Raw genomic sequence first — 13,893 nt, forward strand, 5'->3', positions numbered from 1 at the left:
ATTGATAGTTAGCAAACTAACAGTGTGCATTGTCCCGTGCCGAAGAACCTCGACGTTCTCCAGATGAACATCAGCAGCGCCATGGTGGTGGCCGCCAGGCATTGGCGGAAGATCTGCCAGACCACGCTGGTCAATTACGGAATCTCCGAAGCCTGCGCCGTCCCGTTGTTGATGATCGGGCGTTTGGGCGAGGGTGTGCGTCAGGTGACGGTGGCGCAGGCGGCGGGCATGGAGAGTCCGTCACTGGTGCGTCTGTTGGATCAACTCTGCCATTCTGGCTACGTCCGTCGGACCGAAGACGCCAACGACCGTCGCGCCAAATGCCTGAGCCTGACTGAGACTGGCCGCGAGTTGGTTCAGGCCGTTGAAATCGAGCTGGTACGCTTGCGCAATGAAGTGCTTGAAGGGATCGACCAGAGTGATCTGGAGGCCACGCTGCGGGTATTGAAAGCCTTTGAAGCGGCCAACCCACCGTCGGCGGTGAACCCTTGAGCGGTTTTTTCACTGGCGTGCCTCCCGCACGGGATTGGTTCTACGGGGTGCGCACGTTTGCCGCCTCGATGATTGCGCTGTACATCGCCCTGCTCATGCAGATGCCGCGTCCCTATTGGGCGATGGCGACGGTTTACATCGTCTCCAGCCCGTTTGTCGGCCCGACCAGCTCCAAAGCGCTATACCGCGCGATAGGGACCTTTTTCGGTGCAGCGGCGGCGGTTTTTTTCGTGCCGATGTTTGTCCAGAGTCCTTATGTACTGGTGGTGGTCATTGCCCTGTGGACCGGGACGTTGCTGTTCCTGTCCCTGCACTTGCGCACCGCCAACAGTTACGCGCTCATGCTCGCCGGGTACACATTGCCGCTGATCGCCTTACCAGTGGTGAACAACCCATTGGCGGTGTGGGATGTGGCCGAAGCGCGGACTGAAGAAATATTCCTCGGCATCGCCGTGGCGGCGGTGATGGGCGCTGTGTTCTGGCCACGGCGGCTGGCGCCGGTGTTCAACGATTCGGTGAGCAAGTGGTTCACCGATGCTTCGACCTATAGCCTGCGTTTCCTCAGCCGCAACGTGCAGCCAGATGAAGTCAGTAGCCTGCGCTCCGCGATGGTGACGACTTTCAACAGTCTGGAATTGATGATTGGTCAGTTGCCTCACGAAGGCGCGGGCCCGCAAACGGTGCGCAATACCAAAGAGCTGCGTGGTCGGATGATTCACCTGTTGCCCGTGATCGACGCCCTCGACGATGCGCTTTATGCGCTGGAACGGCGTACGCCCGAACTGGTGGACAAGTTTGCCCCTTTGCTGACTGCGACCACCGAATGGCTCAACCACAACGATGCCGATCTCGGTCGCTGGCAGTCGTTGAAAGATCAGCTCGAAGCGCTGCAACCGTCCGCCGAGGCGCTGGATGATCGCAAGCAACTGCTGTTCTCCAACGCGCTCTACCGCCTCGGCGAATGGATCGATTTGTGGCAGGACTGTCGCAGCCTGCAAGTCGCCATCCAGTGTGAAAGCCAGGACAGCTGGCGCGCGGTGTATCGGCATTGGCGTCTCGGTCGCCTGACGCCGTTTCTCGACCGTGGGCTGATGCTCTATTCGGCGGCGTCCACGGTCACCGCGATCATCGTCGCCTCGGTGCTGTGGATCCAGCTCGGTTGGATCGACGGTGGCTCCGCCGTGATTCTGGCAGCGGTGGCGTGCAGTTTCTTCGCCTCGATGGACGACCCTGCGCCGCAGATCTTCCGATTCTTTTTCTGGACCGCGATGTCGGTGTTGCTTGCCAGCCTTTATCTGTTTCTGGTCCTGCCCAACCTGCATGACTTTCCGATGCTGGTGCTGGCGTTCGCCGTGCCGTTCATTTGCATCGGCACCCTGACGGTAAAGCCGCAGTTTTACCTGGGCATGCTGCTGACCCTTGTGAACACTTCGTCTTTCATCAGTATTCAAGGTGCTTACGATGCGGACTTCCTCAGCTTCGCCAACTCCAATCTGGCCGGCCCCATCGGGCTGCTGTTTGCGTTTGTCTGGACCCTGATCGCTCGGCCGTTCGGTGCCGAATTGGCGGCCAAGCGCCTGACCCGCTTCAGCTGGCGCGACATCGTCAGCCTCAGCGAGCCGGCCACACTGGCCGAACACCGGCACTTGGGCGTGCAGATGCTCGACCGCCTGATGCAGCATCTGCCGCGGCTGGCCATGACCGGCCAGGACACCGGCATCGCCCTGCGCGAAGTGCGCGTGGCGCTGAATGTGCTCGACCTGCTTGCCTATACACCGCGAGTGCTCGGCGTACCGCAAGCATTGCTGCATCAAGTGGTGGCCGAGGTCGGCGAATACTTCAAGGCCTGCCTCAAGGCTGGCGAGCGCCTGCCGGCGCCGGGTGCATTGTTGATGACCATGGACCGTACGCGCCGCGCCCTGAACCGCGATTGCGATGACGGCGCCCGTCTACCGTTGCTGCACGCCTTGAGTGGCTTGCGTCTGGCACTGCTGCCCGGCGTTGAATTCGTCGGCACTGGCGAACTCGAAGAGCCGCTTCCCCATGGTATTGATGGAGCGCCTTTATGATCGGTGACCTGGATATCAGCGGGGTGTTCCTGCCCACGCTGCTGGTGCTGATGGGCATTACGTATGTGTTGTACCTGTTGGTGCACGGGGTGCTGACGCGCCTGCACTTTTACCGTCTGGTCTGGCACCGGGCATTGTTCAACGTGGCTCTCTACGCTTTGCTGCTCGGCGCCGTGGACTCACTCAGTCGATACCTGATGACATGAAAAAACCTTTTTTGACCCTCGGTCGCGTCGTGTTGACCCTGCTGATCGTGACCTTCGCCGTCGTTGTGGTCTGGCGCATGGTGATGTACTACATGTTTGCGCCCTGGACCCGCGACGGCCACATCCGTGCCGACATCGTGCAGATCGCCCCGGACGTGTCCGGGCTGATCCAGCAAGTGGACGTGCGCGACAACCAGTGGGTGAAGAGTGGCCAGGTGCTGTTCAGCATCGACCCGGACCGTTTCAAGTTGGCCTTGCGTCAAGCCAAGGCCGCGGTTGCCGACCGTCAGGAAACCCTGGCTCAGGCGCAGCGCGAAGCCAAGCGTAATCGTGGCCTGGGCAATCTGGTGCCGGGCGAGCAACTGGAAGAAAGCCAATCCCGAGTCGCCCGCGCCGAGGTGGCGCTGATGGAAGCTCAGGTGGCGGTGGACAGCGCACAACTGAATCTGGACCGCTCGGTGATCCGCAGCCCCGTGGACGGTTACGTCAACGACCGCGCGCCGCGCGCGCAAGAGTTCGTCAGCGCCGGGCGGCCGGTGTTGTCGGTGGTGGACAGCAATTCGTTCCACATCGACGGTTATTTCGAAGAAACCAAGCTGAACGGCATCCATGTCGGCCAGCGCGTCGACATCCGTGTGATTGGCGATCGCACTCGACTGCGCGGCCATGTGGAAAGCATCGTCGCCGGTATCGAAGACCGCGACCGCAGCAGTGGCAGCAACCTGCTGCCAAACATCAACCCGGCGTTCAGCTGGGTGCGGCTGGCCCAGCGGATTCCGGTGCGGATCGCCTTCGACGACGTACCGGAGGATTTCCGCATGATTGCCGGGCGAACCGCGACAGTATCGATCATCGACGACCAACAGCAGGAGCCGTCTAAATGAGCAGGGCCTCGGGTTTGGCGGTCGCCGGATTAGGCCTGTTGCTGTCGGCGTGTCAGGTGGTCGGCCCGGATTATCACCTGCCAGATCAAGCCGCCATACACCGTGAAGATTTGCAGGGCGATCTGGCGGTGAACGGCAAAAATGTCGTCTCCGTGCCGGTACCCAGCGATTGGTGGCGCTTGTATCAGGATCCGCGCCTCGATCAATTAGTCCAGCAGGCCATGGCCTCCAATACCGATTTACGCGTGGCGGCAGCGAGGCTCTCGCGGGCTCATGCTCAGGTCGACGAAGCGCAGGCGGCGGGCGGTTGGAGTGGCGGTGTGAAGCTCGGCGCCCAGCGTTTGCAGGAGTCTGGCGAAGCGTTCTTGATACCGGAGAAAGTGCCGGTGGCCAACGTGGGTGATATCGGCATCACGACGTCCTATCAGTTCGACCTGTTCGGCACGTTGCAGCGCGGTATCGAGGCGGCCAAGGCCAATGCCGACGCAACACAAGCGGCGGCCGATACCGCACGCATCACCCTGGTGGCCGATGTTGTTCGTGCTTACACCCAGGTCTGCGCGGCCAACGAAGAGCGGGAAATTGCTCAGCATTCCCTCGACTTGCAAGCCCAGAGCACGAGCTTGATCCAACGTTTGCGCGATGCCGGGCGGGGTGATGAAACCCAGGTCACCCGCTCGCAAACCCAGTTCAAATCCTTGCGCGCCGACATGCCGCGCTATGAGGCGGCGCGTCAGGCCGGGTTGTTCCGGCTGTCGATGTTGCTGGCCGAACCGGTGGATCAACTGCCGGCCGGCACCGCCACTTGCGCCGAGCTGCCGAAGATTACCCAATTGTTGCCGGTGGGTGACGGCGCCACCTTGCTCAAGCGTCGTCCCGATGTGCGGCAAGCCGAACGTCAGCTGGCGGCGGCGACTGCCGGCATTGGCATTGCAACCGGCGAGTTGTACCCGAACATCAGCATCGGCGCGACCGTCGGTACGGTCGGTATTCTGGAAGACCTCGGCAAACCGGCGACCAACCGCTGGGGCTTCGGCCCCTTGCTGACCTGGACCGTACCCTCCAACGGCTCTCGGGCACGCATTCGTGAGGCTGAGGCGACGACCCAGGGCACGCTGGCGCATTTCGATGGCGTGGTGCTCAACGCCATTCGTGAGACCCAAACCGGGCTGGCGCAGTACTCCGCGTTGTTGCAACGTCGCGATGCCTTGGCGGACGCCGAACAATCGGCGCAACTGGCGGCAGACCAGACTCACCGCTTCTTCCAGGCCGGCCGCGCGTCGTTTTTGGCGGATTTGCAAGCCACGCGCACCTACACCGATGTGCGGGCGCAATTGGCTTCCGCCAACACCCAGGTTGCCATGAGCCAGATCGATTTGTTCCTGGCATTGGGTGGCGGCTGGGAAAGCGGACGAACGCAAGGCTCACAACCCGGCAAACCCTGAGGCCGTTGCTATGCTTTGAATTGATGAGGTCGCGCGTCGGTCTCATCAATCAAGGCTCGCGTTGGTCATGGGGATTCCAAGAATGAAAAACCCTTATGCTCCCGGCTTCTGGTGCGCTATTGCAGCGTTGGTATTGCTGTCGGCCACCTATTTCTACGGCATTATGCTGGCCCACCAGATCGACAAGGCGCTGGTGTTCCTCGACAGTGCCACCGCGCTGATTGCCGTCATGGCTATCGTGGTGGTCGCCTGGTCTTCATTCCAGGGCCAGCGCATCAAAAAAAGACAACTCGAACAAGGCAAGACCCTGGTGCTGATCTGGGACACCAAGGTCGCGCTGCGCCGTGTCGAAACGGTGTTCGATCGATATTTCTGGGGTAGCTACTGGCAACCGGGGCGCACGTTCCAGGAAGTGATGGGCGAACTCACCGGCACACCGCTGGAAAAAAGCCTCGAAACCTTGAAGAAGCAGTGCCTGGCGCTGGACAAGCAAGTGGCCGACGAAGGTCGGCACTGGCTCAACAACGCCCGCGAACTGTCCGATGTTGCGACCGCCATGGCCCGTGAGCGCTATCAACTGGACGTCTGCGACCCGCGTTCGGAAGTGATGGGCGGGGCGGTGATCAATCGGGATTTCGAAGTGCTGGTGTATACGTGGACCGCGCGGCTGAAAAGCTTTGATCATCAGCTCGATGAAATCGAAGTCCAATACTCTTGAATCGATGTTGCCTGGACTGGCGCCATCGCGAGCAAGCTCGCTCCCACAGGGGCCGCGCTGAACCTGTGGGAGCGAGCTTGCTCGCGATGGCGATCTAATGACCGCCGAAACGCTCAATCCCCACGCACAGTCCAAAGACACTCTTTAACCTTTAATGATTGGGCCGCCCTGCGCGCCGGGTGCTAATCTCCATCCCACTTTAAGCGGAGTCGAGCCGTAACCCGTCACGGGTTCAGGGAAGACCACCACACCTTCAACAACGGACATTGAACGGGTCATTCATGAATAAATCAGCAGGCGTACTTCTAGGAATTGTTGTCGCCATCGGTGCGATCAGCGCCGGCGGTGCCTGGTACACCGGGACCAAACTCGAAGGCGTGCTGAACACTTCGATCGCTGATGCCAACAAAGAGCTGCAGGCCGCGCTGGTCGGGTCCAACGGCACGGCGTCGCTGGAGCTGGTGTCGCTGGAGCGTCATGTTTTCAGCAGTACCGCGCACTACCGCCTCAAGGGCGAAGGTGAAATGTTCGGCGAGGCACCGGTCGAGCTGCTGTTTGTCGATCACGTTGAACACGGTCCGTTGCCGTTCTCGCGCCTGAAGTCGCTAAAGCTGCTGCCGGTCATGGCCACCAGTCATTACGAGCTGGAAAAAACGCCGATCACCGAGAAATGGTTCGCTGCCGCCAAGGACAAATCGCCGCTCACGGGCGTGGTCAACATTGGCTACGATAATTCCACCAACGGCACCCTTGAATTGCTGCCGCTGGACGTCGCGCTCGATGACAAGTCCAACCTGAAGTTCTCCGGCCTTAGCCTCGACGTCGCTGCCAGCCCTCAAGCACAGAAGGTCAAGGCCGACGGCTACATGGACAGCCTGACACTGAGCACCGTGGCTGAAGACCAGACGCCGGTTAAAGTCGAATTGAGTGGCCTGACCGTGGCCAGCAACCTGGTAAAAAGTACCTACGGCTACTACACCGGCGAAAACACCCTCGAGCTGACCGACAGCAAAACCACCTTCGGGCCGAAGCAGTCGGTGATGGGCATCAAGAAATTCGAGATGAAGAACCAGACCGAGGAGTCGGGCACCAGCGCTTCGGGGCGTGCCGATTACAAAGTTGGCGAAATCTCCTTGAACGGCAAGACGGTCGGCTCTGCGCAGATGGCCATGAGCCTGAAAAATCTCGACATCCCGGCCACCCTGTCGTTGATGCAAATTTACCAGACCAAACTGCAACCCTACGAGAGGGCCGCCGCCGAGGCCGCCGCCGCGGGTCAACCGGCGCCAGAGCTGGTCTTGACCCCGGCCGAAGAGGCGCAGGTGAAAACCGGTCTGGAGACACTGCTGGCGGCTGGTCCGCAGGTGGCTCTGGAAAATCTGTCGTTCACCACTGCCAGCGGTGAAAGTCGCGCCAACCTGGTGCTCGACCTGACCAAACCGCAATCCATGGACCTGCCGCCAGACCTGCTGACTCAACAGCTGATCGCGCTGCTGGACATCAATGTGCAAGTGTCCAAGCCCATGCTCGTTGACCTGCTGAGCGTGCAGTCGCAAATTGCCGGTCAGACCGACACCAAAGTCATCGCCGATCAGGCCACCGCCACCGCCGATATGTTCAGCAGCATGGCGGTCGGTTCGCAGTTGGCAAAACTGGACGGCAACAACGTCGTCACCAAACTGCACTACGCCAACAATCAGGTGGAATTCAACGGCCAGAAGATGACCGTCGAAGAGTTTGTCACCTTCCTGATGAGCAAATTCGGCGGCAGTGTCACGGTCCAGTAAAACGGCGGCTTACAGCTGACGCCCGGCCTCTGTGTATTACAGGCGCCGGGCGTTTTGCTGTCTGGGGTCATCCTGGCGCTCAGCCGCTGGGCCGATGGGGTGCATTTGTTGGTGGAGCGAGCGCTGGATCATCTGGAAGAACCGGAAAGCCAGGCAACAAAGCCGAGTCAGCTGCTACACGGATCGTGTTTTGGCTTGACTGATCGGCATTAACTTAGCGACCCATAAAAAATGGGCACCCTGTTCAACCACGTATCAGCCGCCACGCCTCATCCACCGGCAGCGGCTGTTTCATCCGCTCGGCGAGCAGGGCCATCGTCCGCTCTTCATCGCAGGCCACCGCCGCCACCACTACACCGTTTTTGCCGAACAGCCCGATAAAGGGCGGGTGGTCAGGGTCGCCCTTGAACTCGACCTCGTCCCAGACTTCGGCGTGGCCCAGGTAGTCGTAGTTTTTGCCGAAATGCCAGGTCCAGAAGTAGGGCACGTCGAGGTAGTGCTCGTCGCCGCCGAGCATATTCGCCGCCGCGATCCGCGCCTGTTGCTGTGCCAGGCGCCAATGTTCGATGCGTTGGGGCTGGCCGTTGAGGGGGAAGGTGGCGATATCGCCCGCCGCCCAGAGCCCGTCGGTCACACGCATTGTGCCGTCGACGGTCAATGATTGATCTTTTTCCATGGGCAGATCGGCAAACGCGTCGGTGGCCGGGCTGACGCCAATACCGACCAACACCAAATCTGCCGCTAAACGTTGGCCATTATTCAGCCGAACCGCTTCGACGTTGGTGGTGCCTTCGATCTGCGCTGCTTCGCCATCGGTATGAAACACCACGCCGTTGGCCTCATGCAGGGCACGAATCGCCTTGCCGACGGCTTCGCCGAATTGCGCAGCAAACGGCACCGCGTGGCGAGCCAGGACGGTGACGTCCAAACCGTATTGACGCAGGGAAGAGGCTGACTCCAGGGCAATAAAACTGTCGCCGATGATCACGGCCCGTTGGCCGGGCTTCGCCGCGTTCAGAATTTGCTGCGCCTGCGCCTTTGAACGCAGCAGGAAGACCTGCGGCAAATCGGCACCGGGCAACGTGAGAGGGTTGGGCGTGCCACCGGTGGCGAGCAGGGCAGCGTCGTAGCTCAGCGATTGGCCATCGGCCAACTGCACGGTCTGGTTGGCGGTATCCAGGCTCGTCACTTCAGCGTTTATTCGTTCGATCCGCTGCTCGTGATAAAAGCCTTCATCGCGCAGTGGCGGGACTTCTTCCAGCGGCATCTCCCCGGCAATTACGAATTTGCTCAAGACCGTGCGGTCGTACCCGGCGCCGGATTCACGGTCAATCAGGACGATCCGGCCACCGAAGCCTTTTTCCCGCAGCGCCGCCGCACCCGCTGTACCTGCGGCGCCAGCACCGATGATCAGAAAGGTCCGATCATCGTCCGCTGGCGGGGCATGGGCGTCGTGCATGGGCTGATCCTCGACCCACACCTCGTCCTCGCGGATCTCCAACCGATAGCGCTGAAGACTGTCCAGCGCTGGCGGCTCGCACAGTGCACCGTCCTCGATCCTGTACGCCGCTTTATGCCATGGGCAAATCAAGCGTCCATGGCACAGCGCACCCTCGGCCAGTGGCGCCCCGGCGTGGGGGCATTCGCCTTGATACGCGCGCAATTGATCGCCGACCCGCAGCAAAAGGATTTTGGTGTCCGCGATCCGGACTTCCAGGCCTCGGTCTTCGGGTACATCGCAGAAACGGGCGACGCGGTACAGTGTCATGATCACTCTCCAGGCAGGCGTTTCACTTAAGAGTTTGGCCCTTATCCCGAGGTTCAGCCAAATCCCGCTGCCAAGGCGCGAGCGGTCCAGTTATAGTTTGCACGCCGACCACGGCCCCACCCGCAAAAGGTGTTCCGGTATGACCCGATTGACCTCGTTGAAACCTTGGCTGGCAGCGGTTGCAGTCGCCCTTTGCGTGCAATTGCCCGCGCTGGCCCAGGAGCGTTTCACCCTGAACATCCCAGGTGTTACGGATGACCGTTTGTTCACATCAGCTGCCGCCAGTGATGCACCGGGCTGCGGCGGGCACAATGCATCACCGGCGCTGAACTGGAACGCCGGTCCGGCGGGTACACTCAGCTACGCCATCGTGATGCACGATCCTGACGGCCAGAAAGGTCAGGGCGTCGATCACTGGGTGCATTACGGCATCAAAGCCACGACCCATCAGATCCAGCCTGGCGTCGGCGCCAAACCGGGCCTCGAAGGCTTGGGGGGTACGAACACTAAAGGCACCACGACCTATGTCGGCCCTTGCCCGCCGGCCGGCGACAGTGCGCATCACTACGTCATCCAGATCTACGCCCTGGACCTGGCACCGGACGCGTTGCCGGCCGGTCTGACCCGCGCGCAGCTACTGGAAAAAATCAAAGGCCATGTGTTGAAAAACAGCAGCGTGGTGCGGCGTTATCACCGCTGAGGTTTTTTCAGCGGTCTTGACCTGAATCGACGGGGCTGTCCGCCTCAGGGGATGAATGGATCAATTTCCTCCTGAGGTCAGCTCCCATGTCCTTTTCTCCGCATGTCCTGCTCAAGGAGCTGAAGAAAAACCGAGAATAAAAGCACTCGGCAATTTGGCATCGCCCCCTGAAAGCGCGCACTATCGGGCTATAGCCGATGCGTTGGAGGATCCATGGCGAAAAAAATCGACCGCATCGCCCAAATGCTCAACTGCCCGGTCAAGGGTGAGGAATTACGGCGAGCTGTGACTGAGAGTCGTAAGGAGTTTCTTCTGGCGAAGCAGGCAGAAGAAGCGCTTGAAGAAGACGTCCTTGATGATGAAGAGTTTGAGGACGACGAAGACGATGACTACGACGAGTTTGACTGGACGACGGAATGAACGAGGCGCTGTTTGTTCAGTGGTGCGCACTACCTGGCGCGTATCGGTCTGGTGAGGGTGCGCACCTCGTCGAACTTTCGCTATTAACCCCTGCTATGCCCGTACACCGATGAATAGCTCCAATTCTTTCGGTAATGACTGTTGGATCGCAATTTCTAATTGTTGGACCTGGCCGCCGGTTAATGGAAGCTCGCCATTAGCCTCCGCCGCTAAGCTGTCCCAACCCAATACGTCCATAACCGCTTGCTCAAATTCAGGACTTACGTCGAACTCAAATTTGATCGAATCGTCTTCATTGTCGCCTGCAAGAAAGCCCGTAATCTCTAAAAACATTATTGCTCTCCGATATCACTTTGATGTGGTTCGCCCTGGTTCAGCACCCTTTGTACGTTCGCCCGTATCGGGGTTGAACTCTCCCAAATGCTTGCCTTGCTTGTCGTAGAGTTCAATTCTGCCGTTCTCATAATCCCATTCATAAATTCTTCCCTTGCGATCTTTCCAACGACTTCGTTTTTTGCCTCCGCCTTGGACGCTCGACATTTGTTTTGCGCGTGTGGCGTCTGGGAAGGCCGTCAGTGTTTTAGGAGCGGGATGGTAGCTGTAGTCGCCGCCAAAAGGCCGAGCAAACACCACATACAGCGACTTCAAACCCGTATCTACCGGGAAGACCAGAATACAGTCATCGGTGGTGATGTCCTCGCCGGGGAGGCCTTCTATCTGGCTGTCGCTATTGTCCGGAATCGGGTGTACCAGGATGGTGCCAAGCTGTTCGCCGCTGCTGTCGGGGTAGATCAGCGGCGGCATCTGCCCCAGTGGCCCACGCTGGGGCGTCCATAGAATAGTGATGCCGTTGAGCTTGGCCTCCAAGGCGGTTTTATCGACGTTCCACGTGGCTTGCACGGTACGCACCGTGTCATCACCTGACGCGGTGGTGTGGATGCCGTAGACCTGTAATGCGCCCTCAGCATCACGACGAAACTGAAAACGCACACGGGTAGGTGCATGGGTCATGCTGCGCAACTGAGTGTCGGTATGAAGCGTGCCGTCGCCCATCTTGGTCGGGAGCATGCCCAGTATGAAGACACTGGCAGGCCCGCCCGCACCGCGTATTGCCCAATTGAGACGCTGTTGCAGGATGCCGCCACCGGCCATGCGACCTAGTGCCAGATCGGCGCCGAGTGCCGTCGCTACGGCGGTACTGGCCGACGGAAAAAGCATGGCGCCCGCGACCATTACCTTGCCGAAGTTCGAAGCCGGCTCCGGAGCGGTACCGGCGTCGGTGCTACACCAGTTATCGGGGATGCAAGATTTGGCAAAGACCTGATCGTCGCGAGGCTTGGTCTGTGGCCATGGATCTTTTGGGGGGATGTAGACCGGTTCAGGCGCTGGCGCTGATCTCGCCATGAAGCCACCGCCCGAGCTGGCAAAACGTTCCTTTACCAACAGCAAATCACCCTGGCGGACGGCTTCGACAATTTCGCTGTCGCTGCTAATGCGGGAATGACTCCCAAAATTAGCGGGTCCTTCGATGTTGTGGCGACCTCGCATCAGTGCGTCGGTCACCAATTGGGCTGCAGTGCTGGGGCTTTCGGTTTGTTCGAGGCCCTTGTCGACACTCCTTATCAACCGCATGGCGTTCCCTTTGGGTAAGTCCTCGGGAAGGCATTCTGGAGAGCGTGAAGCGCGCCGGGCAAAAAATAGTTTTGCGGCATTTGTCCGAGCTGGTCGATTGGGCCTGATGATTTTGCAGATTCAGTTGTTCGGTTTAACCGAACAACTGAGTATCGAGCTATGCGCCCTGAGACAACGCCCACAAAAAAGCCCCAGACCCATAAGGCCTGAGGCTTTTTCATTTCTGCGTATGGTGCACCAGGCGTCGTTTGAACCGAGCGCTGTGGGGCCCGGCTTGTAAGGGCTTAGCTAGTTGTGTTTTGGTTAGGCATACACTTGGGCATACATGCCGCCGGATGCTGAGGTTGGCTTTATAAACATTCCGTAGCATGCCAGCTCAAGCAAAGAGCTGGAGGTGTGGTGTTCTGTGCGGTGGTGGCTTAGCCTCAAATAAGGCGCGGTGAATATGCGTCGAATGGAAAGCAGCTATCAGCGATCCTCCACCTGCAAATGGAATGGTAAATATGTCTATGGATAACAAGTCAGCGACTGGTCATGCCGGAGCCCATCAGAGCCCTGATGGCCGTTGGGTGTGTGGTCAAGCGCATGCTGGAGCCCATCAGAATCCAGATGGTAGCTGGGTTTGCGGTGGAGCCCATGCAGGTGCACATCAAAACCCGAATGGCACCTGGGTCTGTGGAGACGCCCATGCCGGTGCCCATCAGAATCCGAATGGCACCTGGGTCTGTGGCGGTGCCCATGCTGGAGCCCATCAGAATCCAGATGGCACTTGGGTCTGTGGCGGCGCACATGCCGGAGCACACCAAAATCCGAATGGCACCTGGGTCTGTGGTGACGCCCATGCCGGTGCCCATCAGAATCCCGATGGAACCTGGGTTTGTGGCGGTGCCCATGCTGGCGCCCATCAGAATCCCGATGGCACCTGGGTTTGTGGCGGTGCACATGCCGGAGCTCATCAGAATCCGAATGGCACCTGGGTCTGTGGTGGTGCCCATGCTGGAGCGCATCAGAATCCAGATGGCACTTGGGTCTGTGGCGGTGCCCATGCTGGTGCTCATCAGAACCCTAATGGTACTTGGGTCTGTGGCGGCGCCCATGCCGGTGCCCATCAGAATCCTAATGGACAATGGGTTTGCGCATAACTGAAAGGAGATATCTCTAAGCTTTCTCTCCCGGGTTACTGAAAGCTGCCGGGGACCCTGGGAGAATTGTTGCTACACGGGGTCGGAAACCCGCGAGATCTTGGTAGCGACAGTTTCATCAGCTTACTGAAATTTCAAACGTTGAAATTGAAAGGATCATGAAGAAAAAGGGGCATCGTTACTGTGTCGGTAATGATGCCCCTTTGTGTTGCTGATAACGCACGCTTGGCGTTGGTCAACCGAGTCAACTCCGTCAACCTGTCAACTAACTTAAAAAATCCAGCCGCTAACACGAACGCGCGGGTTCTTTGCCCCGTGTCCTTCAGAAGTCTTCAGGGGCCCCGGCGATCTCTCAACACCTTGTGCAATTGCACTGGTGAACTTTGGGTTCACCCGGTTCACCTGTTCACTAAGCTGAGTACTTGTCCGCTAACGAAGTCCGGCGGGTTACTCGCCCCGTGTCGAGGGTAATTCCTCAGGGGCCCCCGGCACAATTTGGGTGGCTGTTAACCTGAGTTAACTGTTAACCGAATTTTTTCTTTGGCCAGCCCCCTGAGCTCGCGGGGTTCCGACCCCGTACTTAATGAACCCCTCCTGGGTCCCAGCGGATTTTGGTGCCGCAGTCACCTA

General features: G+C 59.3%; 13 protein-coding genes. 9 read left to right on the forward strand and 4 right to left on the reverse strand.

Going from position 1 to position 13,893, the window contains the following annotated elements:
- Positions 1-63: 63 nt before the first annotated feature.
- The 7 genes from AC1MDT_RS22720 to AC1MDT_RS22750 all read left to right on the forward strand — a co-directional run bounded on the left by AC1MDT_RS22720 (position 64) and on the right by AC1MDT_RS22750 (position 7,601).
- Positions 64-492 (forward strand): MarR family winged helix-turn-helix transcriptional regulator, encoded by a 429-nt coding sequence (locus tag AC1MDT_RS22720; protein ID WP_480419042.1) that lies wholly within the window; start codon positions 64-66, stop codon positions 490-492.
- Positions 489-2,561, forward strand: coding sequence for an FUSC family protein (locus tag AC1MDT_RS22725; RefSeq protein ID WP_480419043.1), 2,073 nt, complete (start codon positions 489-491; stop codon positions 2,559-2,561). The genes AC1MDT_RS22720 and AC1MDT_RS22725 overlap by 4 nt, the downstream gene beginning before the upstream one ends.
- Positions 2,558-2,767, forward strand: coding sequence for a DUF1656 domain-containing protein (locus tag AC1MDT_RS22730; protein WP_008059581.1), 210 nt, complete (start codon positions 2,558-2,560; stop codon positions 2,765-2,767). The genes AC1MDT_RS22725 and AC1MDT_RS22730 overlap by 4 nt, the downstream gene beginning before the upstream one ends.
- Positions 2,764-3,651: an efflux RND transporter periplasmic adaptor subunit gene (locus tag AC1MDT_RS22735; protein ID WP_480419044.1), complete on the forward strand. Its 888-nt coding sequence runs from the start codon at positions 2,764-2,766 to the stop codon at positions 3,649-3,651. The genes AC1MDT_RS22730 and AC1MDT_RS22735 overlap by 4 nt, the downstream gene beginning before the upstream one ends.
- Positions 3,648-5,096 (forward strand): efflux transporter outer membrane subunit, encoded by a 1,449-nt coding sequence (locus AC1MDT_RS22740; protein WP_480419045.1) that lies wholly within the window; start codon positions 3,648-3,650, stop codon positions 5,094-5,096. Before AC1MDT_RS22735 ends, AC1MDT_RS22740 begins: the two co-directional genes overlap by 4 nt.
- A gap of 82 nt (positions 5,097-5,178) precedes the next feature.
- Positions 5,179-5,814, forward strand: a complete 636-nt coding sequence (locus AC1MDT_RS22745) for an NADH:ubiquinone oxidoreductase subunit N (RefSeq protein WP_480419046.1) — start codon at positions 5,179-5,181, stop codon at positions 5,812-5,814.
- A 281-nt stretch (positions 5,815-6,095) separates the two neighbouring features.
- Positions 6,096-7,601 (forward strand): YdgA family protein, encoded by a 1,506-nt coding sequence (locus AC1MDT_RS22750; RefSeq protein ID WP_480419047.1) that lies wholly within the window; start codon positions 6,096-6,098, stop codon positions 7,599-7,601.
- A gap of 244 nt (positions 7,602-7,845) precedes the next feature.
- On the opposite strand, the gene AC1MDT_RS22755 is transcribed toward AC1MDT_RS22750, so the two are convergent.
- Complete coding sequence (locus AC1MDT_RS22755) at positions 7,846-9,369, reverse strand: FAD-dependent oxidoreductase (protein ID WP_480419048.1); 1,524 nt, start codon at positions 9,367-9,369, stop codon at positions 7,846-7,848.
- Positions 9,370-9,508: 139 nt separating this feature from the next.
- Here AC1MDT_RS22755 and AC1MDT_RS22760 point away from each other — a divergent pair, with 139 nt between their 5' ends.
- Positions 9,509-10,069 carry a YbhB/YbcL family Raf kinase inhibitor-like protein gene (locus tag AC1MDT_RS22760; protein ID WP_480419049.1) on the forward strand — a complete coding sequence of 187 codons (561 nt, stop codon included), beginning with the start codon at positions 9,509-9,511 and terminating at the stop codon, positions 10,067-10,069.
- A 213-nt stretch (positions 10,070-10,282) separates the two neighbouring features.
- A complete protein-coding gene (locus AC1MDT_RS22765; RefSeq protein WP_480419050.1) occupies positions 10,283-10,489 on the forward strand; it encodes a hypothetical protein in 207 nt (68 codons plus the stop codon).
- A gap of 93 nt (positions 10,490-10,582) precedes the next feature.
- On the opposite strand, the gene AC1MDT_RS22770 is transcribed toward AC1MDT_RS22765, so the two are convergent.
- From AC1MDT_RS22770 to AC1MDT_RS22780, 3 genes are all read right to left on the reverse strand, one after another.
- Positions 10,583-10,822, reverse strand: coding sequence for a pyocin S6 family toxin immunity protein (locus AC1MDT_RS22770; RefSeq protein WP_480419051.1), 240 nt, complete (start codon positions 10,820-10,822; stop codon positions 10,583-10,585).
- A 15-nt stretch (positions 10,823-10,837) separates the two neighbouring features.
- A complete protein-coding gene (locus tag AC1MDT_RS22775; protein WP_480419052.1) occupies positions 10,838-12,121 on the reverse strand; it encodes an S-type pyocin domain-containing protein in 1,284 nt (427 codons plus the stop codon).
- A gap of 521 nt (positions 12,122-12,642) precedes the next feature.
- The gene (locus AC1MDT_RS22780) at positions 12,643-13,167 is read right to left on the reverse strand and encodes a hypothetical protein (RefSeq protein ID WP_480419053.1); all 525 of its coding nucleotides are present in this window, start codon (positions 13,165-13,167) and stop codon (positions 12,643-12,645) included.
- Positions 13,168-13,893: the final 726 nt, after the last annotated feature.

Source organism: Pseudomonas sp. ASL7 (genome assembly GCF_056680375.1).

Coding starts and splice junctions, on each gene's coding strand:
- AC1MDT_RS22770 (WP_480419051.1), bottom strand. CDS start 10,822: ATGTTTTTAGAGATTACGGGCTTTCTTGCAGGCGACAATGAAGACGAT.
- AC1MDT_RS22760 (WP_480419049.1), top strand. CDS start 9,509: ATGACCCGATTGACCTCGTTGAAACCTTGGCTGGCAGCGGTTGCAGTC.
- AC1MDT_RS22780 (WP_480419053.1), bottom strand. CDS start 13,167: ATGGGCACCGCCACAGACCCAAGTGCCATCTGGATTCTGATGCGCTCC.
- AC1MDT_RS22755 (WP_480419048.1), bottom strand. CDS start 9,369: ATGACACTGTACCGCGTCGCCCGTTTCTGCGATGTACCCGAAGACCGA.
- AC1MDT_RS22750 (WP_480419047.1), top strand. CDS start 6,096: ATGAATAAATCAGCAGGCGTACTTCTAGGAATTGTTGTCGCCATCGGT.
- AC1MDT_RS22775 (WP_480419052.1), bottom strand. CDS start 12,121: ATGCGGTTGATAAGGAGTGTCGACAAGGGCCTCGAACAAACCGAAAGC.
- AC1MDT_RS22730 (WP_008059581.1), top strand. CDS start 2,558: ATGATCGGTGACCTGGATATCAGCGGGGTGTTCCTGCCCACGCTGCTG.
- AC1MDT_RS22740 (WP_480419045.1), top strand. CDS start 3,648: ATGAGCAGGGCCTCGGGTTTGGCGGTCGCCGGATTAGGCCTGTTGCTG.
- AC1MDT_RS22720 (WP_480419042.1), top strand. CDS start 64: ATGAACATCAGCAGCGCCATGGTGGTGGCCGCCAGGCATTGGCGGAAG.
- AC1MDT_RS22735 (WP_480419044.1), top strand. CDS start 2,764: ATGAAAAAACCTTTTTTGACCCTCGGTCGCGTCGTGTTGACCCTGCTG.
- AC1MDT_RS22765 (WP_480419050.1), top strand. CDS start 10,283: ATGGCGAAAAAAATCGACCGCATCGCCCAAATGCTCAACTGCCCGGTC.
- AC1MDT_RS22745 (WP_480419046.1), top strand. CDS start 5,179: ATGAAAAACCCTTATGCTCCCGGCTTCTGGTGCGCTATTGCAGCGTTG.